Origin of the sequence: Stenotrophomonas sp. 24(2023), from assembly GCF_030913365.1 — a bacterium.
GTDB lineage: Bacteria > Pseudomonadota > Gammaproteobacteria > Xanthomonadales > Xanthomonadaceae > Stenotrophomonas.
The window spans coordinates 490,096-509,262 of record NZ_CP133160.1 but is presented as its reverse complement, the minus strand read 5'-3'; the positions used below and the strand labels follow the sequence as shown (position 1 = coordinate 509,262).

15 protein-coding genes are annotated in these 19,167 nt (G+C 68.9%); 13 read left to right on the top strand and 2 right to left on the bottom strand.

The annotated features are described in order from the left end of the window. The first annotated feature begins 23 nt into the window (after positions 1–23). Entirely contained in the window at positions 24–380 is a 357-nt protein-coding gene (locus Q9R17_RS02360; RefSeq protein WP_308156854.1) for a ribonuclease E inhibitor RraB, read from the top strand. 64 nt (positions 381–444) lie between these two features. Here Q9R17_RS02360 and asd read toward each other — a convergent pair whose 3' ends face one another. Both asd and Q9R17_RS02350 read right to left on the bottom strand, forming a co-directional pair. Beyond that, positions 445–1,290 carry an archaetidylserine decarboxylase gene (gene asd, locus Q9R17_RS02355; RefSeq protein ID WP_308156853.1) on the bottom strand — a complete coding sequence of 282 codons (846 nt, stop codon included), beginning with the start codon at positions 1,288–1,290 and terminating at the stop codon, positions 445–447. Continuing rightward, positions 1,287–1,937: an SCO family protein gene (locus Q9R17_RS02350; RefSeq protein WP_308156852.1), complete on the bottom strand. Its 651-nt coding sequence runs from the start codon at positions 1,935–1,937 to the stop codon at positions 1,287–1,289. The genes asd and Q9R17_RS02350 overlap by 4 nt, the downstream gene beginning before the upstream one ends. A 123-nt stretch (positions 1,938–2,060) precedes the next feature. On the opposite strand from Q9R17_RS02350, the gene prmB reads away from it, so the two are divergent. From prmB to Q9R17_RS02290, 12 genes are all read left to right on the top strand, one after another. After that, positions 2,061–2,990 (top strand): 50S ribosomal protein L3 N(5)-glutamine methyltransferase, encoded by a 930-nt coding sequence (prmB, locus tag Q9R17_RS02345; protein WP_308156851.1) that lies wholly within the window; start codon positions 2,061–2,063, stop codon positions 2,988–2,990. Continuing rightward, the gene (aroC, locus tag Q9R17_RS02340; protein ID WP_308156850.1) at positions 2,987–4,090 is read left to right on the top strand and encodes a chorismate synthase; all 1,104 of its coding nucleotides are present in this window, start codon (positions 2,987–2,989) and stop codon (positions 4,088–4,090) included. Before prmB ends, aroC begins: the two co-directional genes overlap by 4 nt. Next, positions 4,083–5,120, top strand: a complete 1,038-nt coding sequence (locus Q9R17_RS02335; protein WP_308156849.1) for a D-glycerate dehydrogenase — start codon at positions 4,083–4,085, stop codon at positions 5,118–5,120. The genes aroC and Q9R17_RS02335 overlap by 8 nt, the downstream gene beginning before the upstream one ends. Positions 5,121–5,208: 88 nt before the next feature. Continuing rightward, positions 5,209–6,237 (top strand): aspartate-semialdehyde dehydrogenase, encoded by a 1,029-nt coding sequence (locus Q9R17_RS02330; protein WP_308156848.1) that lies wholly within the window; start codon positions 5,209–5,211, stop codon positions 6,235–6,237. A 96-nt stretch (positions 6,238–6,333) separates the two neighbouring features. Continuing rightward, positions 6,334–8,301, top strand: a complete 1,968-nt coding sequence (locus Q9R17_RS02325) for a FimV/HubP family polar landmark protein (RefSeq protein ID WP_308156847.1) — start codon at positions 6,334–6,336, stop codon at positions 8,299–8,301. Between the two features lie 26 nt (positions 8,302–8,327). Continuing rightward, the gene (locus tag Q9R17_RS02320; RefSeq protein WP_308156846.1) at positions 8,328–8,687 is read left to right on the top strand and encodes a VOC family protein; all 360 of its coding nucleotides are present in this window, start codon (positions 8,328–8,330) and stop codon (positions 8,685–8,687) included. A gap of 29 nt (positions 8,688–8,716) precedes the next feature. Further along, positions 8,717–9,487, top strand: a complete 771-nt coding sequence (gene truA / locus Q9R17_RS02315; RefSeq protein WP_308156845.1) for a tRNA pseudouridine(38-40) synthase TruA — start codon at positions 8,717–8,719, stop codon at positions 9,485–9,487. Next, positions 9,484–10,140: a phosphoribosylanthranilate isomerase gene (locus Q9R17_RS02310; protein ID WP_308156844.1), complete on the top strand. Its 657-nt coding sequence runs from the start codon at positions 9,484–9,486 to the stop codon at positions 10,138–10,140. The genes truA and Q9R17_RS02310 overlap by 4 nt, the downstream gene beginning before the upstream one ends. Before the next feature lie 172 nt (positions 10,141–10,312). Next, positions 10,313–10,990 (top strand): hypothetical protein, encoded by a 678-nt coding sequence (locus Q9R17_RS02305; protein WP_308156843.1) that lies wholly within the window; start codon positions 10,313–10,315, stop codon positions 10,988–10,990. After that, entirely contained in the window at positions 10,987–13,005 is a 2,019-nt protein-coding gene (locus Q9R17_RS02300) for a hypothetical protein (RefSeq protein ID WP_308156842.1), read from the top strand. Before Q9R17_RS02305 ends, Q9R17_RS02300 begins: the two co-directional genes overlap by 4 nt. Positions 13,006–13,090: 85 nt before the next feature. Further along, positions 13,091–18,442 carry a DNA repair ATPase gene (locus Q9R17_RS02295; protein WP_308156841.1) on the top strand — a complete coding sequence of 1,784 codons (5,352 nt, stop codon included), beginning with the start codon at positions 13,091–13,093 and terminating at the stop codon, positions 18,440–18,442. Beyond that, positions 18,442–19,134 (top strand): hypothetical protein, encoded by a 693-nt coding sequence (locus Q9R17_RS02290; protein WP_308156840.1) that lies wholly within the window; start codon positions 18,442–18,444, stop codon positions 19,132–19,134. Before Q9R17_RS02295 ends, Q9R17_RS02290 begins: the two co-directional genes overlap by 1 nt. Positions 19,135–19,167 lie beyond the last annotated feature (33 nt).

Genomic DNA, 19,167 nt, shown 5'->3' with positions numbered 1-19,167 from the left:
GCTTTCCAACGAGAACGACCTGCATGGATCTTGCCGCCACCCGCGACCTGTTCGCCAACCTCCGCGAAAACACCGACTGGGACCTGCAGGCGCCGCTGCTGTGGGGTTACTACTTCGTCCATGCCACCGCCGACCGCCTGCAGGCGCTGGCCCAGACCCTCGCTGCACAGGGCTATACCGTGGTGGAACTGTTCGAGCAGGTGCCCGACGAGGGCGAGGCACCGTTCCACGTGCTGCACGTGGAACGGGTGGAGGTCCATGACGAGGCCTCGCTGGACCTGCGCAACCAGGAACTGGCGGCCCTGGCCGCACAGCTGGGCGTGGAGGACTATGACGGCATGGATGTCGGCCCGGCCCCGGGCGCACCTACGCTGCAGTGACTGGCGCCCCGGCGGGGGCGCCTTCCGGTGCCGCCGGGCGCTGCCCGGTGGCGACCGTCCGTGATCAGCCGCGCCGCGTGGCCAGCGCCTGGCCCAGCTTGACCGGGTGCTCGGCGCCCAGGCCGGTGGTGAATTCGGCCACGCCCGGCGGCAGCAGCACGATAACCGTCGAACCGTAGTTGAAGCGTGCCATCTCGGCGAAACGCTCCAGGGTGATGCCCTGGCCGCGGTAGTCCTTGCGGGTGATGCGATCACCGTATTCCGGGATCTCCACGCCGCTCCATACCGTTTCCACGCCGGACACCAGCAGCGCGCCGACCATCACGCTCACCATCGGGCCGAAGTCGGTGTCGAAGTGGCAGACCAGGCGCTCGTTGCGTGCGAACAGGCCCGGCACGGTGTTCACCGCATCCGGGCCCACGCTGAACAGGCGGCCGGGCACGTGCACCGTTTCGCGCAGGGTGCCGGTCCACGGCATGTGCACGCGGTGGTAGTCGCGCGGGGACAGGTACACGGTGGCGAACAGGCCGTCATTGAAGGGCTTGGCATCCTCGGCGCTGCCCAGCAGTTCGGCGGCGGTGAACGACTGGCCCTTGGCCTGGAAGATGCGCCCGGCCTGGATCGGGCCCAGCTGGCTGATGCGGCCATCGGCCGGCATCACCAGGCGGCGCGGGTCGGCGTCGGCCACGCGTGCGCCGGGCTTCAGTGCACGGGTGAAGAACTGGTTGAAGGTCGGGTAGCTGCGCGGGTCCGGGTTGGCGGCCTCGCCCAGATCGACGTTGAATTTCCGGGTCACGGTGTCGATGAGCCATTGCGACACGCGCGGGTTGTCCGAGTACGCCAGCGAGCGCGCCATCGAGGACAGCAGGCGGTGCGGCAGGACGTAGCTCAGGGTGGTCATCAGGCTCATGGGGCGGATTTCTCGGTCAGCTTCTGCAGGTCGCGGGCAATGGCCGGCGCGTTGAACGGGGGACGGACCAGGCCGGCCAGGCGGCCTTCCGGGTCGAGCACGGCCAGGCTGGCCGAATGCTCGACGGTGTAGTCCTCGGGGTTTTCATCGAAGTGCTTGCCGGGCACCTTCTGGAACACGAAGCCCAGCGCGGTGGCGAAGCGCTCCAGCGAGGGCACATCGCCGGTGGCGGCCAGGGTGTCCTTGTGGAAGCCATGCACATATTCGCCCAGGCGGGTGGCGGTATCGCGACCGGGGTCCACCGAAATGAACAGCACGCGCGGGCGCAGGGCCTCGGGCACCGTTTCCCACTGCTTCTGCGCGCCGGCCAGTTCGGCCAGGGTGGTCGGGCACACGTCCGGGCAGAAGGTGAACCCCAGGAAGACCAGCGTCCAGTGGCCTTTCAGCTCGCCGGGGATGAGCCGGGTGCCGTCGGACTGGGCCAGGTTGTAGTCGGGCAGGGGCCGTGGCTGCGGGTACAGGGTGATGGCCTCGGTGGCCGGCTGGCCGGCCGGCGGCGCGGGCGCGAAGACCTTCTGGGCGGCGAGCAGGCCCAGCCCGGCGGCCAGGGCGATGAGCAGAATGATGCCTACGTTGCGATTGAACATGGGGATCCGCTGCGGGAAGTGGGGGCCATCATACCGTCTGCGCCCGGGTCGTTACCCCTGCAACGGATGCCGGCGGCCCCGGCAACGCCTATAATCGGGGGCCACTTTGCCCGTCGTACCGCCATGACCGCCGAAACGGCCGCCGAACTCCACACGATCATCGACCTGATCCGCTACGGCACCAGCCGTTTCAACGAAGCCGGGCTGACCTTCGGGCACAGCTACGACAACGCCCTGGATGAAGCCACCCAGCTGGTGCTGCACAGCCTGCACCTGCCGCATGACCTCGGCCCGGCCTACGGCCAGGCGCGCCTGCTGCAGGCCGAAAAGCAGCGCGTGCTGGACCTGTTCCAGCGTCGCATCGACGAACGCATTCCGGCCGCCTACCTGACCGGCGAAGCCTGGTTTGCCGGGCTCAGCTTCAAGAGCGACGAGCGCGCCCTGGTGCCCCGCTCGCCCATCGCCGAGCTGATCGAGTGCGGTTTCGAGCCGTGGCTGGCCGGCCGCGATGTCAACCGCGCGCTGGACCTGTGCACCGGTTCGGGCTGCATCGCCATTGCCATGGGCCACTACTACCCGAACTGGGAAGTGGATGGCGTGGACCTGAGCGACGACGCCCTGTCGCTGGCCGAAGAGAACAAGGAGCGCCTGCAGGCGCACAACGTCACCCTGCTCAAGTCGGACCTGTTCAACGGCCTGACCGGCCGCCACTACGACCTGATCGTCACCAACCCGCCGTACGTCACCAACGACGAGACCGATGCCCTGCCGCAGGAATATTCCTACGAGCCGGAAATGGGCCTGCGTGCGGGTGATGATGGCCTGGACCTGGTGCTGAAGATCCTGCGCGACGCGCCGCTGCACCTGAGCGAGGACGGCCTGCTGATCTGCGAAGTGGGCGAGTCCGAACAGCACCTGATCAAGCTGCTGCCGGAAGTCGATTTTGCCTGGATCGAATTCAAGGTCGGCCAGATGGGCATCTTCGCGGTCGAATGCCGCGAGCTGATCGCCCACAGCGCCCGCATCACCGAACTGGCGGCACAGCGCCCGTGAGCTCCAATGCGTTCGGCAAGCTGTTGACCGTCACCACGTTCGGCGAATCGCACGGGCCGGCGATCGGCTGCGTGATCGATGGCTGCCCCCCGGGCCTGGCGCTGGATGCGGCCGAGTTCGCCCACGACCTGCAGCGCCGCGCCACCGGCAAGAGCCGGCATACCTCGGCGCGCCGCGAGGCCGACGAGGTCGAGATCCTGTCCGGTGTGTACGAGGGCCTGACCACCGGCACGCCGATCGCGCTGCTGATCCGCAACACCGACCAGCGCAGCAAGGATTACGCCAGCATCGGCCAGCAGTTCCGGCCCGGCCACGCTGACTACACCTACTGGCACAAGTACGGCATCCGCGATCCGCGTGGTGGCGGCCGTTCGTCCGCGCGCGAGACCACCATGCGCGTGGCCGCTGGCGTGGTGGCCAAGAAGTGGCTGGCCGAGCGCTTCGGCATCACCGTGCGCGGCTACCTGTCGCAGCTGGGCAACCTCACCCCGGCCGGTTTCGACTGGTCGGCGGTGGAAGACAACCCCTTCTTCTGGCCGCATGCCGCGCAGGTGCCGGAGCTGGAGGCGTACATGGATGCGCTGCGCAAGTCCGGTGATTCGGTCGGCGCACGCGTGAACGTAGTGGCCGACAACGTACCGCCGGGTTGGGGCGAGCCGATCTACGGCAAGCTCGACGGTGATCTTGCCGCGGCCCTGATGAGCATCAACGCGGTCAAGGGCGTGGAGATCGGCGACGGCTTCGCCAGCGCCGCCCAGCTCGGTACCGAGCATCGCGACCTGCTCACGCCGCAGGGTTTTGCCAGCAACCATGCCGGCGGCATTCTCGGCGGTATCTCCACCGGCCAGCCGGTGACCGCATCGATCGTGCTCAAGCCGACCTCCAGCCTGCGCCTGCCCGGCCCATCGCTGGACACCGCCGGCAACGTGGTCGAGGTGGTCACCACCGGCCGCCATGACCCCTGCGTCGGCATCCGCGCCACGCCCATCGCCGAGGCGATGATGGCGCTGGTGCTGATGGACCAGGCCCTGCGCCACCGCGCGCAGTGCGGCGATGTCGGCACCATCACCCCGCGCATTCCCGGCCAGATCGATGGCTGATGCGCGGCCGGTGGTGTGGGTGAGCCAGCCGCTGGTCGAGGCGGCCATCGCGCCGTTGCGCGACCGCGTGCAGCTGCACACCACCGACACCGTCACCGCCTGGACGCCTGACCAGCTGGCCGAACGGCTGGCCGGCGTGGATGGGGCCATCATCACGCTCAACGAGCGCATCGGCGCCGCCCAGCTGGCCGGCAATGCGCGCCTGCAGGTGATCGCCAACGTCGGCGTGGGCTACAACAACCTGGATGTCGAGGCGCTCAGCGCGGCCGGTGTCCTGGCCAGCAACACGCCCGATGTACTCACCGAGACCACGGCCGACCTGGGGTTCGCCCTGCTGATGGCCACCGCGCGCCGCATCACCGAAGCCGAGCGCTGGCTGCGCGAGGGCCACTGGGGCCAGTGGTCGTTCCAGACCATGCTCGGTGCCGACATCCATGGCAGCACGCTGGGCATCCTCGGCATGGGCCGCATCGGCCAGGGCATCGCCCGCCGCGGTGCCCATGGTTTCGGCATGAACGTGCTGTACCACAACCGCTCGCGGCTGCCGGCCGGGACCGAAGCGGCCGTCGGCGCGTCCTACGTGGAGCTGGACACGCTGCTGGCCCGCGCCGATCACCTCGTGCTGGTGCTGCCGTACTCAGCGTCCTCGCACCACATCATCGATGCCGCCGCCCTGGCGAAGATGAAGCCCACGGCCACGCTGGTGAACATCGCCCGTGGCGGCATCGTCGACGAGTTGGCGCTGGCCGACGCCCTGGCCCACGGCCGCCTGGCCGCCGCCGGCCTGGATGTCTACGAAGGCGAGCCGACGGTGCGCCCGGAACTGCTGGCGCTGCGCAACGTGGTGCTGACCCCGCATATCGGCAGCGCCTCGCTGGGCACGCGTACGGCCATGGTGCATCTGGCCGCGGACAATCTGCTGGCCGCGCTCGGCCTGGCCGGCGACGTGTCGGCCATGCCGAGCGCGATCAACGCCGATGCTGCCCTGGCCGCACGTGCCACCGTGGGCAAAAAAGGCGTGAAACGATAGGGAACCTCCGCGCGCCTGCCCGAGGAGGTTCCCCGAACCCAGCCGCTGTGCGTCAGTTTCCCTCTCCCTTTTCCTGCGAGTTTTTCCCATGAGCAATGCACAACGTTCCTTCCATGTCGCCGTCGTTGGTGCCACCGGCGCGGTCGGCGAGACCATGCTGTCGATCCTGGCCGAGCGCAACTTCCCGGTCGGTACCCTGAGCCTGCTGGCCTCGGAACGCTCGGCCGGCGGTGAAGTCGAATTCAACGGCGAGAAGGTCAAGGTCCAGGACCTGGCCACCTTCGATCCGGCCGGCGTGGACATCGCGCTGTTCTCCGCCGGTGGCAGCGTGTCCAAGGACTACGCGCCGAAGTTCGCCGCTGCCGGTGCGGTGGTGATCGACAACTCCTCGGCCTTCCGTTACGACGACGATGTGCCGCTGGTGGTGTCCGAGGTCAACCCGGACCAGGTGGCCAACCGCCCGCGCGGCATCATCGCCAACCCGAACTGCTCGACCATGCAGATGCTGGTCGCGCTGGCACCGCTGCACCGCCGCTACGGCATCGAACGCATCAACGTGGCCACCTACCAGTCGGTGTCCGGCGGTGGCCGTTCGGCGCTGGAAGAACTCGGCAAGCAGACCGGCCAGCTGCTCAGCTTCCAGGACATCGATCCGCAGCGCTTCCCGGTGCAGATCGCGTTCAACCTGATCCCGCACATCGATGACTTCCAGGACAACGGCTTCACCAAGGAAGAAATGAAGCTGGTGTGGGAGACCCGCAAGATCCTTGCCGACGACAGCATCCTGGTGAACCCCACCGCCGTGCGCGTGCCGGTGTTCTATGGCCACTCCGAGGCCGTGGCGATCGAAACCCGCGAGAAGGTTACCGTGGAGGCCGCGCGCGAACTGCTGGCGCAGTCGCCGGGCGTGGAAGTGGTGGACCGTCGCGAAGCCGGCGGCTACCCGACCCCGGTCACCCACGCCTCGGGCACCGACGCGGTGTACGTCGGCCGCATCCGTGAAGACCTGTCGCACCCGCGTGGCCTGAACCTGTGGATCGTCTCGGACAACATCCGCAAGGGCGCCGCGCTCAACGCCGTGCAGGTGGCCGAACTGGTCGCCGCCGAAAAGCGCTGATGGAAAAGGCCGGGCGATGCCCGGCTTTTTTTGTGGGGCAGGTCCATCCTGCCTGGTGGGTGCGGACCCCGGTCCGCACGCTTTATAGTGTCGCCCATGAATAAACGGGCCAAGGGCGCATCGCGCCCGCTCACCTATCTTTCCACGGCACTGCTGGCCCTGGCCAGCAGCTCGGCCATGGCACTGGGGCTGGGCGACATCCGTGTGCTGTCGCGTCCCGGGCAGCCGTTGCTGGCCGAGATCCCGGTCATCTCGGCCGATCCTTCCGAGCTGGAGAACCTGCGTGTCGGCCTGGCCTCACCGGCCGCGTTCGCCCGGGTCGGCCTGGCCGCGCCCAGCGGCGTGGTCGGCGAACTGCAGTTCGAACTGGCACGCAACGCGCAGGGCAGGGCGGTGGTACGGGTGACCTCGCAGGCACCGGTACAGACGCCATCGCTGAGCTTCCTGGTCGAGGCCGACTGGGGGCAGGGCCGGCTGGTGCGCGAGTATTCGGCACTGGTCGATGCGCCGGCCAGCGCGCTGGCGGTGGCCGAACCGGAGATCGTTGCTCCCGCCGGCACGCCGTCCAGCACCATCCAGCGCGAGCCGGCCGTTGTGCCGGCAGCAGCCCCCGCACCTGCACCGGCCACGGCGCCCGCAGCACGTGCAGCACGCAGCGCGGCACCGGCCGTCGCGGCCAGCGCCGATGGCAGCGTGACCGTGAAGCGGGGGCAGACGCTTTCGCAGATCGCCAGCGCTGTTGCGCGCGAGCACCAGGTAAGCCGTGACCGGGCGATGATCGCCCTGCTGCGCGCCAACCCCGAAGCGTTCATCCGTGGCAACGTCAACCTGCTCAGGCAGGGGGCGGTGCTGCGGATGCCGGGCAGTGACGCGCTGGCTGCCGTGGAGGCCAGCGAGGCCGCCACGCTGGTACGTGAACACATCGCACAGTGGCGCCAGGCACGCGCCCTGCCGCAGCCGGTGGGGGCGCCGGCCCCGGCGGCCGCACCCGCACCGGCCACGGCCGCCGCGCAGGGCGCGCGGCTGGAAATCGCTCCGGCGCTGGCGGCCGATGCCGCCCGTGCGGGCACAACCACCGGCACCGCCGCCGGCAGCGAGGGTGACATGCTGGGCAATGAACAACTGCGTCAGGCCAAAGAGGACATCGCTACCCGCGATGCCGAAATCGACGAGCTCAAGCAGCGCGTGGCCGACCTGGAAAAGCTGCAGAAGCAGCAGCAGTCGCTGATCGCGATGAAGGACAACGACCTGGCGGCCGCCCAGCAGCGCCTGGCGCCGGCGCCGGGGGCACGCGAGGGCGGCACCCCCTGGTACTGGCTGGGGCTGCCGGTGCTGCTGCTGGTGGCGCTGGGGGCATGGCTCGTCCGCCGCCGCCGGCCCTCGCCATTGCCGCCGCTGCCACGTGAAGACGGCGATGCCACCGGGCTTGCCGCCGCCGTGCCGGCCGGTGCCGGCCTGGATGTGCTGGCCGAACAGGCGCCCTGGCCGCCGGTGGGCGAGGCGCGCCAGGAGCCGTCGATGCCGGCCTGGGCCGACCATGACGTCCCCGCCGATACCACGGTGGAGGCTGAGATCGTCCATGACTGGACGCCGGATGCCGGGCTGGAGCCGGTGGCTGTAACGCCGGCGGCGTCCACGCTCCCGGCATGGGATGACGCGGACCGGGACGACGTGCTGCCTGCGGCCGTCACCGAGGCGCCGCGCTGGGATGACCCGCCGGCCGCAGCCGATAGCGCTGAAGTGGTGCCGGATGTGCCCGCCTATGCCCTGCACGCTGAGCAGCAGCCCGGTTACCGCGGTGTGTTCGACCTGCCTGACGACGCCGGTGCTGCTGCCGATACCCACGGGCCATCCGCGCTCCCGCCCCTTGTCGAGGCACCGGCCGGGGCGATCGAGGCCGCTGCCCCGCTGGGGCGGGCAGGCCAGGAGCGGCTGGAACTGGCCATCGCCTACCTGGACCTGGGCGATGCGGAGACCGCACGCACCCTGCTGCTGGAAGTCGCCGAGGGCGGCGATCTGCACAGCCAGGCCCAGGCGCGCGAACTGCTCGCGCGCCTTTCCTGATTTTTCCCCCTTCATCGAGAACCGGCATGCACAGGGAACGACGCATCGACTACGTGGAATTCGCCTCGCGCGATCCGGCCGCCAGCCGCGCTTTCTTCGAAGCGGTCTTTGGCTGGTCGTTTGTCGATTACGGCACGGATTACACCGCCTTCGACGATGGCCGCCTGCAGGGCGGATTCTTCCGCGGCGAGCCACGCCTGGCTGGCGAGGGCGCGCCGCTGCTGGTGCTGTATGCCGACCTGCTGGCCCCGGTGGAGGCCGCCGTGCGGGCCGCCGGTGGTGAAATCGCCCGGCCGGTGTTCTCCTTCCCCGGTGGCAGCCGCTTCCAGTTCATCGAGCCGGGCGGCAATGAACTGGCCGTCTGGTCCGAACGCGACCCGGCCTGAGCCACCCCTTCCGCAGCATCGAGGTTTCCATGCGTTACGCGCTCGGCGTCGAATATGACGGCAGCGATTTCAAGGGCTGGCAGAACCTGGGCGAGGCTGGCCCCAGCGTGCAGGCCAGCCTGGAACAGGCCCTGTCATCGGTGGCCGACAGCCCGGTCCATGTCGTCTGCGCCGGGCGGACCGACGCGGGCGTGCACGGTGCCTGCCAGGTCGTGCACTTCGACAGCGAGGCCGACCGCGACCCGCGTGGCTGGGTGCTGGGCACCACCGCGCGCCTGCCGCGCTCGATCGCGGTGCGCTGGTGCGTGCCGGTGGCCGACGATTTCCATGCCCGTTTTTCCGCGCGGGCGCGCCGCTATGTGTACCGCCTGGTCAACCGCCAGGTGCGCCCGGCGCTGTACCGGCAGAGCCTGAGCTGGGAGCGGCGGCCGCTGGACGAGGCCCGCATGCACCAGGCCGGGCAGGCGCTGCTGGGCGAGAACGATTTCAATGCCTTCCGCTCGATCCAGTGCCAGGCCCTGCATGCGCGGCGCGAACTGCAGTCGCTGCAGGTCAGCCGCCAGGGCGAGGTGGTCGAGGTGGCCGTGCAGGCCAATGCATTCCTTCATCACATGGTCCGCAATATCGTGGGCTCGTTGATCATGGTCGGCAGCGGGGAGCGGCCTGTGGACTGGATGGCCGAACTGCTGGCCGGACGCGACCGCACCCTTGCCGGCCCGACCGCGCCGCCCCAGGGGTTGGTGTTCCTGGGCCCGCTGTACCCCGACAACTGGCACCTGCCTGCCGAGGTCACGCTATGAGCCGTTCCTACTACCGCACGCGCATCAAGTTCTGTGGCATGACCCGCGCCGGTGACGTGCGCCTGGCCGGCGAACTGGGCGTGGACGCAGTGGGTTTCATCTTTGCCCGCGAGAGCAAGCGCCGCGTGGCCCCGGCCGAGGCGCGCGCGATGCGCCAGGCCATCGCGCCGATGGTCGACGTGGTGGCGCTGTTCCGCAACAACAGCAAGGAAGAAGTGCGCGAGGTGCTGCGTACCGTGCGCCCGACCCTGCTGCAGTTCCATGGCGAGGAGGACGAAACCTTCTGCCGCAGCTTCAACATGCCCTACCTGAAGGCCATTGCGATGGGCGGGCGCGAGGACATCAACGCCCGTACCCTGCAGCTGCGCTACCCGAGCGCGGCCGGCTTCCTGTTCGACAGCCACGCCCCGGGCGGCGGTGGCGGCACCGGCGTGGCCTTCGACTGGACGCGCATTCCCAGCGGCCTGCACCGGCCGTTCCTGCTGGCCGGCGGGCTGACCCCGGAAAACGTCTACGACGCAACCCTGGCGACCCTGCCGTGGGGCGTGGACGTGTCCAGCGGCATCGAACTGGAGCCGGGCATCAAGGACGGCAACAAGATGCGTACCTTCGTCGAGGAAGTGCGCCGGGCCGACTGCGCTGTGCTGGATTGATGGTTGAATGCGGCGTTGTTTTTCGTGAAAGGCTTGCCATTTGAGCATCCACGCCCTCTTCACGTAGGATGATTCCACGGGTACCGGTCGCGGATGACCGGTACAGGAATCGCGGTGCGCAGCCTGGCTGCCCCGGAGGGCGCCCGGCGCCCACAGCCCAGGAAGGGACGCCTTGCAGGAATTCTTCGCCGTCGTCTTTGCATTCCCGACGCTGCCCTACAGCATCGTGCTGGCGGTAGCGGTGATCTATTGGCTGCTGGCGGCCTTCGGCCTGGTCGACGACGGCATCGCCGAGACCGGCGGCCTCGATCCCGCAGCGGGGGATGCCACTGATCTGCCGGGCCTGTCCGGCCTGCTGGCCCGTTGGGGGCTGGGCGGCGTTCCGGTGATGCTGGTGATGGCCCTGCTGGCCTTCTTCGCCTGGACCGTGACCTACTTCGTGCACCTGTTCGTGCTGCTGCCACTGCCGGCGCTGCTGCGCTGGGGGATCGGCACGGTCGTGCTGCTGCTGGCACCGCTGCCGGCCATTCCGCTGACCGCCACGCTGCTGCGTCCCATCCGCCGTCTGCTGCTGCACCTGCGCCCGGTCCCGCAGGCGTCGCTGCTCGGCCGTGTCGGCGTGGTGGCCTCGCCGACGGTCGACGCCCGCAGCGGGCACGCCACCGTCGATGACGGCGGCGCGGGCCTGGTGCTGCAGGTGCGCAGCGATAGCGAACTGCAGCGCGGCGAGCGCATCGTGCTGGTCGAGCACCTGGCCGCGCAGCATTGTTACCGGGTCGTCCGCGCCGATGCGGTCGCCCTCGATTTCCAGGACAACCTGCTTCCGGGCAACAAGGAGAATCACCGATGACATTGGCAACCATGGCGCCGTTCCTGATCGGCGTGGCCATCCTGCTGGTCCTGATGCTGGGGCTGGCCGGGCTGTTCAAGGCGTTCTACCGCAAGGTGGACCAGGGCGTGGCCCTGATCGTCAACGACATGAGCGCCACGCCCAAGGTGCATTTCACCGGCGCGCTGATCATCCCGGTGCTGTACCGCGCCGAGCTGATGCGCATCAGCCTGATCACCCTGCAGATCGACCGCCGCGGCAAGGAAGGCCTGATCTGTCGTGACAACATGCGTGCTGACATCGCCGTGGCCTTCTACCTGCGCGTGAACGAGACCCAGGCCGACGTGCTGCGCGTGGCCAAGGCCATCGGCGCCGACCGCGCCTCGGACAAGCACGCGGTCGACGAACTGTTCAACGCCAAGTTCTCCGAGGCGCTGAAGACGGTCGGCAAGAAGTTCGATTTCACCGAGCTGTTCGAGAAGCGCCAGGAATTCCGCGACGAGATCATCGCGGTGATCGGCAACGACCTCAACGGCTACGTGCTGGAAGACGTGGCGATCGATTACCTGGAACAGACGCCGAAGGCGCTGCTGGACCAGTTCAACATCCTCGACGCGCAGGGCATCCGCAAGATCACCGAGCTGACCGCCGCGCAGAACGTGGTGACCAACGAACTGGAACAGAACGAAAAGCTGGCCATCACCAAGAAGAACGTGGAGGCGCGCGAAGCGCTGCTGGCGCTGGAACGCCAGCAGGCCGAGGCCGAGGCGCGGCAGAAGCGCGAAATCGAGACCATCCGCGCCCGCGAGGAAGCCGAGACCGCCAAGGTGCAGGAAGAACAGCGCCAGCTGTCGGAGAACGCGCGCATCGAGGCGCAGCAGCTGATCGACATCCGCGAACAGAACCGCCTGCGCGAAGTGGAAGTGGCCGAGCAGAACCGCCAGCGTGCGGTCGCCATCGAAGCCGAGCGGGTCGAGCGCGCGCGTCAGCTGGAGCAGGTCACCACCGACCGCGAGGTGCAGCTGCAGGGCGTGGAGCGCGACAAGGTGGTCGAGCAGGGCAAGATGGACGTGGCCAACATCACCCGTGAGCGCATCTCCATCGACAAGACCGTGGCCCAGGAAGAAGAGCGCATCAAGGAAGTGCGCGAGGTCTCCGAAGCCGACCGCCAGAAGCAGGTGCTGATCCTGGAAGCCGAAGCCAAGGCGCAGGAAGCGCTGGTGCGCGAGGTGAAGGAAGCGCAGGCGCGGGAAACCGCCTCCAAGCACCGCGCGGTGGAACTGACCACGCTGGCCCAGGCCGAGCACGAGGCCGCCGGCAAGCAGGCCGAGGCCAAGCGCCTGCTGGCCGACGCACTGCGCGCCGAGCAGGCCGCCCCGGGCCTGGCCGAAGCCCAGGTGCGCGAAGCCTCCGCGCTGGCCATCGAGAAGGTCGGCATCGCCGAGGCCCGCGTGATCGAAGCCAAGGCCGATGCCACCCTCAAGCAGGGCAGCAACGAGGCGCAGGTGCTGGCGCAGACCCTGCAGGCGCAGGCACAGGGCGAGGAAAAGATGGGCCTGGCCCGCGCCACCGCCACCGAATCGCTGGGCAACGCCGAGGCCGGCGTGGTGCAGAAGAAGCTGCTGGCCGAAGCCGAAGGCCTGGTGCGCAAGTTCGAGGCCATCGCCTCGCTCAGCGACCAGGCACGTGGCCACGAAGAGTTCCGCATGATGCTCGACAGCAGCCTGAAGCAGGCGCTGGCCTCGATCGAGGCGGGCAAGGACGTCTCGCGCGAGAACGCCAGCGTCATCGCCAGCGCGCTGCGCAATGCCGACATCGATCTGGTGGGCGGCGATGGCGGCATGTTCGAGAACCTGGTCAAGGCGGTCTCGCTGGGCAAGTCGATCGAAGGCTTCGCCGGCAAGAGCCCGATCGTGCAGGAGCTGATGCAGCGCTACCTGGGCGTGGCCGCGCCCGAACCTGCACCGCGGCAGATCAGCGACGCCGCCGATGCGGTGCAGACCGTGTCGGCCACCGTGGTCGACAGCGTCCGCTGATGCACCGGGCGGTGGCCGTACCGGCCATCGCCTGTCCGGGGCGGCTGCACCCGCGGCCGTCCGCCCGTGAGCTGGAAGCCTGCTGATGTCCGAATCGAATCCTTCCGTCGATGGCGCCACGGTGGCGCCCTCCGGCGACACCGTTGACCAGGCCGTCGCCCAGGGCGGCGCCTATGATGTGCTGCGCCGTCGCCTGGGCGAACAGGGCCAGCGCCTGCAGGCCCTGGCCGACGGGTTGAACCGGCAGCGCCTGGCCGAGTTCGGTGACAGCCGCATGGAGGTCGCCGGCCGCTTCCGCATCCGCAGCGACAACAACTGCGTGGGCCGGGACATCGTGCAGGTCGGTCCGGATCGCCTGCTGTTCGGCTACAACGTGTTCATCGGGCTCAAGACCCAGACCCGCATCGAGGATGTGTTCGGCCTGTACCGGCTGGTGCAGGGGCCCGACGGCTACGACGTGGCCGCGCAGGCGCTGAAGGGCAGTTTCCTGGACCAGCCCGGCTTCGTGCACGACTTCAACGAACTGTATGCCTACTACAAGCATGCACGCCTGCTGCAGCTCATCGTGGTCGGTGACAAGCTGCTGGCTTCGTTCCAGATCGGCGAGCGCAGCAGCGATGTGCGCGTGTTCCGCTGGGCGCTGTCGCGCGATGGCGAGCTGACCTACCTCGACGCCCGCGGCGAGCGCGATATCGCGCTGCCACCACCGTTCGATTTCGAGTGGTCCCGGGCCACCCGTGACCTTGCGGTCAGCGGCCGGCACGCGCACCTGAACATCCTTGACACCCTGTTCGTGGAGACCACCGGTGGCGACCTCACCATCAAGGTCGAGAACAACACCGAGACCGGGCGGGGCATCTACAGCGAGCCGGTGGAGGACAGCACGCAGTCGCTGGATGATGCGCAGTTCGCGTTTGCCCGCGTAGGCTCGCTGCTGCTGCTGAAGGTGCTGCCCTACCGCGAAACCGTCTGGCGCGGGCTGATCTACAACACCCTGACCGGCGACATCGTGCGCAACGATGCCATCGTGCAGGCCTGCGTGCAGCTGCCCGAAGACCACGGCGTGATCTTCCCTGGGGGCTATTACCTGCAGGGCGGCGAGCACAAGGCGTTCGACGCCTCGATGGCCGGCATGCAGTTCAAGCGCAGCATCCGCTCGCCCAACGGCGAGGACATGCTGTACATCTTCTACGAGCGCGAAGGCGGGCGCTCGGCCCTGTTCGTCTACAACACCATCCAGCGCGTGCTGCAGAACCCGGTGTTCGGCCATGGCTACGCCTTCATGCAGGACGGGCGCATGGTGCTGTTCCATGCCGAAGGCAGCGAGCCGACCCGCATCCACCCGATGCAGGTCTGGCAGACCCCGTTCAGCAGTGACGAATTCGCCGCCAGCCGGCCACCCGGCAATACCTTCATGGGCCGCATCGGCAACGCCGAACTGGTGCGCGGCATTTCCAACCTGTTCAACCTGGCGCGCGAGATCGAAGGCCAGGATGTCTCGGTGCAGCGCTACCAGCGCCTGGTGGCCGATACCCGCCGCCTGTTCGATACCCACCATTGGCTGGGCGACGACGCCTGCAACGGCGCCGAGGCGCTGCTGCGGCAGATCAGCGCCACCGGTGAATCGGTGCTGGACGAATACGAGAAGGTCCAGTCGATCCGCCAGCAGTCGGCGCAGGCCATGGCCGCCGCAGAAGCGGCGTACAAGACGCTGACCGGCCGCCTGCAGCCGGAGAACTGGACCGGCATCGAGGACTTCGTCGAGGCGCTCAACGCGATCACCGCCCTGCGTGGCCGGCTGCTGACCCTGCGCGAGCTGCGCTACATCGATACCGCGCGTATCGAGGCGATGACCGCCGCACTGGTGCAGGCGCATGAGCAGGTGGGGGCCGCCACCGGGGCATTTCTTGCCGGGGACACGGCGCTGGCCCCGCTGGCCACACGGCTGCAGGCGCTGGACGAAGCGGCCCAGCAGGCGGCCAGCGCCCGCCAGCTGGACGAGCAGCTGGAAGGATTGCGCGGCATGGCCAGCGACCTGGACATGCTGTCGCAGCTGATGGCAGGCCTGAAGGTCGATGACGCGACGGCGCGCACCCAGGTGGTCGAAGCCATTTCGACCCTGTACGGGCGGTTGAACCAGGCACGGACACGCGCCGAGCAGCGGCGCAGGACACTGGGCAGTGCCGAATCGGTGGCGCAGTTCGCCGCCCAGTTCGCCCTGTTCTCGCAGTCCATCACCAGCGCACTGGCCATGGCCAGCGACCCGGAAAAGGCCGAGGAACAGCTGTCGCGGCTGCTGGTGCAGCTGGAGGAGCTGGAAAGCCAGTTCGGCGAGCACGAACAGTTCCTCGGCGACATCCTCAGCAAGCGCGAGGAACTGGTCGAGGCCTTCGAGACCCACCGCCAGGCCCTGCTGGACGACCGCCAGCGCAAGGCACGTTCGGTGCTGGATGCGGCCAACCGCATCCTGGAAGGGTTGGCCCGGCGTACCGAGCGCTTCGGCGATGCCGACGAGCTCAATGCCTTCTTCGCCGGCGATCCGCTGATCCTCAAGCTGCGCGAACTGGCCGAGCGGCTGCGCGGGCTGTACGACAACGTCAAGGCCGATGACATCGAGGCGCGCCTGAAGGGCGTGCGTGACCAGGCGGTGCGGCAGCTGCGTGACCGCAGCGACCTGTACGAAGCGGGCGGCAACGTGGTGCGGCTGGGCCCGCGCCACCGCTTCAGCGTCAATACCCAGGCGCTGGACCTGACCCTGCTGCCGCGGGGGGAGGCATTGGCCATCCACCTGACCGGCACCGACTTCCTCGAACCCCTGCACGACCCGGAACTGGAGGCGCTGAAGCCGTTCTGGCCGGTCACCCTCGATTCCGAATCCGAAGCGATCTACCGCGGCGAGTATCTGGCCGGTTGCCTGCTGCAGGCTGCCGAGGAAGGGCGCGATGGCCTGGACCTGGCCCAGCTGCTGCACGATGCTGCCGAGCCCGAGGCGCTGGACCAGCGGCTGCGGGCCTTTGCGGCCCCGCGGTACCGCGAGGGCTACGAGCGTGGCATCCATGACCATGATGCGGCCTTGATCCTGCGCGCACTGCTGCCCCTGCAGCAGGCGGCGGGCCCGCTGCGGCATGCACCGCGCGTGCGTGCGCTCGCGCTGCTGTTCTGGGCCGCGCAGCATCGCCAGGAAGCGGTGGCCCAGTGGCCCGACCGGCAGGCGGGTGCCGAGGCCATCGCACGCCTGTTCGGCTCCGATGAGGGACGCCAGGCGTTGTGCGCGGAAATGACCGGGGCGCTGCAGGCCTATGTGCAGGCCCAGGCGCTGCCCTTCGATGCGGATGTGGCCAGCCAGGCCGCGGCCTACCTGGGCGAGGAACTGCGCGCCGGCGAGCCGGTCTTCAGCACCAGCCGCCATGCGCTGGCGCTGCTGGATGCGCTGGCACAGCAGCTGGCGCTGGCCGGCCAGCGCGAGGCCTTCGAGCGTGCGCTGCAGCGCCAGCAGGATCCATTGGCCCAGCGCTGGGCGCTGGCCGGGCAATGGTTGCGCGCGCTGGCCGGCGTGCCCGCGCAGGCGGCACACGCCGGCTACGTCGATGAGGCGGCTGCGCTGCTGCTGGTGCAGCGCGACCTGCGCACGCGCCCCAGCGATGCACTGCTGCGCGCGGAGGTGCACGGGCTGCTCGGCGAGCACCCGCGCATCCACACGGGCAGCCTGGTGCTGGCACTGGATGATTTCCTCGGTCGCCTGCAGCACCACCAGCAGCGCTTCGTGCCGTCCTTCCACGCTTACCAGGCCGTGCGCCAGGGCATCATCGCGCGCGAACGCGATGTCCTGCGCCTGTCCGAATTCAAGCCGCGCCCGCTGTCCTCGTTCGTGCGCAACAAGCTCATCAACGATGTCTACCTGGGCGTGATCGGTGACAACCTGGCCAAGCAGATGGGCACGGTGGGGGAGAACAAGCGCAGCGACCTGATGGGCCTGCTGATGATGATTTCGCCCCCGGGCTACGGCAAGACCACCTTGATGGAGTACGTGGCGCACCGGCTCGGCCTGGTCTTCATGAAGATCAACGGGCCGGCGCTGGGCCACGAGGTACGTTCGCTGGACCCGCAGCAGGCACCCGATGCCACCTCGCGGCAGGAGCTGGAGAAGCTCAACCTGGCCCTGGAAATGGGCAACAACACCATGCTGTATGTCGATGACATCCAGCACACCCATCCGGAGTTCCTGCAGAAGTTCATCTCGCTGTGCGACGGCACCCGCCGCATCGAAGGCGTCTGGCGTGGAAAGACACGCACCTATGACATGCGCGGCAAGAAGTTCTGCGTGGTGATGGCCGGCAACCCGTATACCGAATCCGGCGAGGTGTTCAAGATTCCGGACATGCTGGCCAACCGTGCCGACATCTACAACCTGGGCGATGTGCTGGGCGGCATGGAGGCGGCCTTCACCCTGAGCTACATCGAGAACAGCCTGACCTCCAATGCAGTGCTGGCCCCGCTGGCAACGCGCGACATGGCCGACCTGTACCTGCTGGTGGACCGGGCGATGGGCAAGGACGTGTCCACCAACGGCCTCAGCCATGCCTACAGTGGCGCGGAGATCAACGAAATCACCGCGACCCTGCAGCGCATGCTGCGCGTGCGCGACGTGGTCTACCGGGTCAACCAGCAGTACATCGCCAGTGCCGCGCAGGACGACCGCTACCGTACCGAGCCGCCGTTCCGCCTGCAGGGCAGCTACCGCAACATGAACAAGCTGGCCGAGAAGATCTCGCCGGTGATGAACGATGCCGAGCTGCAGCAGCTGATCGCCGACCACTACCTGGGGGAAGCACAGCTGCTGACCACCGGTGCCGAAGAGAACCTGTTGAAGCTGGCCGAGCTGCGCGGCGTGCTGGATGACGCGCAGGCGCAGCGCTGGGCGCAGATCAAGCGTGATTTCCTGCGCAACAAGGCCATGGGGGCCGATGAGGGCGACGTGGGCGGGCGTGTGGTCGCGCAGTTGGCCGACATCGCCAGCGCACTGCAGCTGCCGCCACCGGCAGCGGCCAGCGCCCCCGATCCGGCGCCCTGGCCGGCGGTGCTGGCGGCCCTGCAGCGCCTGGCCGATGCCCGCACGCCGCCGCCGGCGGTGCCGGCCATCGTGCAGGCCGCGCCGCTGGCCGACGATCTGCACGCAGGACTTGCACCGCTGCTGCAGCAGCTGGCCGCCTCCCAGGATCAGCAGGCGCAGGTGGTGCAGTCACTGGCCATCGTCGCGGGATGGGCCCGCCAGCAGATCGAATCCGGTGGCAGCGCACGTGAGCCGCTGCCGCGCGTGCGCCGTGCCTCCACGCCGCAGGAACGCGCGCTGGATGAGGCCCTGATGCGCCACTTCTATGGCACCTCGGCAGCCTCGGACAGCGAGGATGGCGCGACCCCGGGCGTACCGGCCACATGATGCCTGCGGCGCCGCTGCCGTTACCGCAGCTCGACGCCGATGATCCGGCCGGGTACGGCGCGCCGTTGTTGCAGGCCCTGGCTGCCGGGGAGCCTGCAATCGCCACCGATGGATGCCAGGCGCTGATCGTTGCCCTGGAACGCATCGCGCTTGCCGTGCAGGGCAGTGATCCGGCCCGGCTGCGTCGGCAGGCAGGGTGGTGGGGGCGCCTGCTCGGGCGGGATGTCACCCGCCAGGCCGAGGCGGCGCAGCTGCAGGCGCAGCTGGGCGTGCTTGCGCTGCAGGCCACCGAGCAGGCCCATGCGTTGCGGCGGCAGCTTCAGCAGCGTGCCGGCACGATCGCCTGGCTGCAGGCCGCGGCCGATGCCCTGCAGCACTGGGCCGACCATGCGCGCGCGCAGCTGCCAGCGTTGCCCGCGCATGCGCAGTCCCTGCTGGGCGCGCGGATGGAACACCTGCAGCGGCTGGCGGCACTGCGCACGCTTGAAGCAGGCCAGTGGCAGCTGTTGCTGGCGCAGGACGAGGCATTGCTGCAACGCTTCACGCGCATCCACGATGTGCTGCTGCCCGCCTGGCGGCAGGCGGCGCTGGCCCAGCGCGCGCGCGCGCAGGCGGCGTTGGTCGGGCAGGCTGCGGCACTGCAGGCACAGATCGATGACGAGGTCGCTGCCGCTCAGGCTAGACTTCGCTGAGCCGGTTCCCGCCACCGGCCTCCCAACCGCAAG

Bases quoted from the DNA above. Each gene is read 5' to 3' on its own strand.
- Q9R17_RS02360 (WP_308156854.1), top strand. From the start codon at position 24: ATGGATCTTGCCGCCACCCGCGACCTGTTCGCCAACCTCCGCGAAAAC.
- asd (WP_308156853.1), bottom strand. From the start codon at position 1,290: ATGAGCCTGATGACCACCCTGAGCTACGTCCTGCCGCACCGCCTGCTG.
- Q9R17_RS02350 (WP_308156852.1), bottom strand. From the start codon at position 1,937: ATGTTCAATCGCAACGTAGGCATCATTCTGCTCATCGCCCTGGCCGCC.
- prmB (WP_308156851.1), top strand. From the start codon at position 2,061: ATGACCGCCGAAACGGCCGCCGAACTCCACACGATCATCGACCTGATC.
- Q9R17_RS02335 (WP_308156849.1), top strand. From the start codon at position 4,083: ATGGCTGATGCGCGGCCGGTGGTGTGGGTGAGCCAGCCGCTGGTCGAG.
- Q9R17_RS02330 (WP_308156848.1), top strand. From the start codon at position 5,209: ATGAGCAATGCACAACGTTCCTTCCATGTCGCCGTCGTTGGTGCCACC.
- Q9R17_RS02325 (WP_308156847.1), top strand. From the start codon at position 6,334: ATGAATAAACGGGCCAAGGGCGCATCGCGCCCGCTCACCTATCTTTCC.
- Q9R17_RS02320 (WP_308156846.1), top strand. From the start codon at position 8,328: ATGCACAGGGAACGACGCATCGACTACGTGGAATTCGCCTCGCGCGAT.
- truA (WP_308156845.1), top strand. From the start codon at position 8,717: ATGCGTTACGCGCTCGGCGTCGAATATGACGGCAGCGATTTCAAGGGC.
- Q9R17_RS02310 (WP_308156844.1), top strand. From the start codon at position 9,484: ATGAGCCGTTCCTACTACCGCACGCGCATCAAGTTCTGTGGCATGACC.
- Q9R17_RS02300 (WP_308156842.1), top strand. From the start codon at position 10,987: ATGACATTGGCAACCATGGCGCCGTTCCTGATCGGCGTGGCCATCCTG.
- Q9R17_RS02295 (WP_308156841.1), top strand. From the start codon at position 13,091: ATGTCCGAATCGAATCCTTCCGTCGATGGCGCCACGGTGGCGCCCTCC.
- Q9R17_RS02290 (WP_308156840.1), top strand. From the start codon at position 18,442: ATGCCTGCGGCGCCGCTGCCGTTACCGCAGCTCGACGCCGATGATCCG.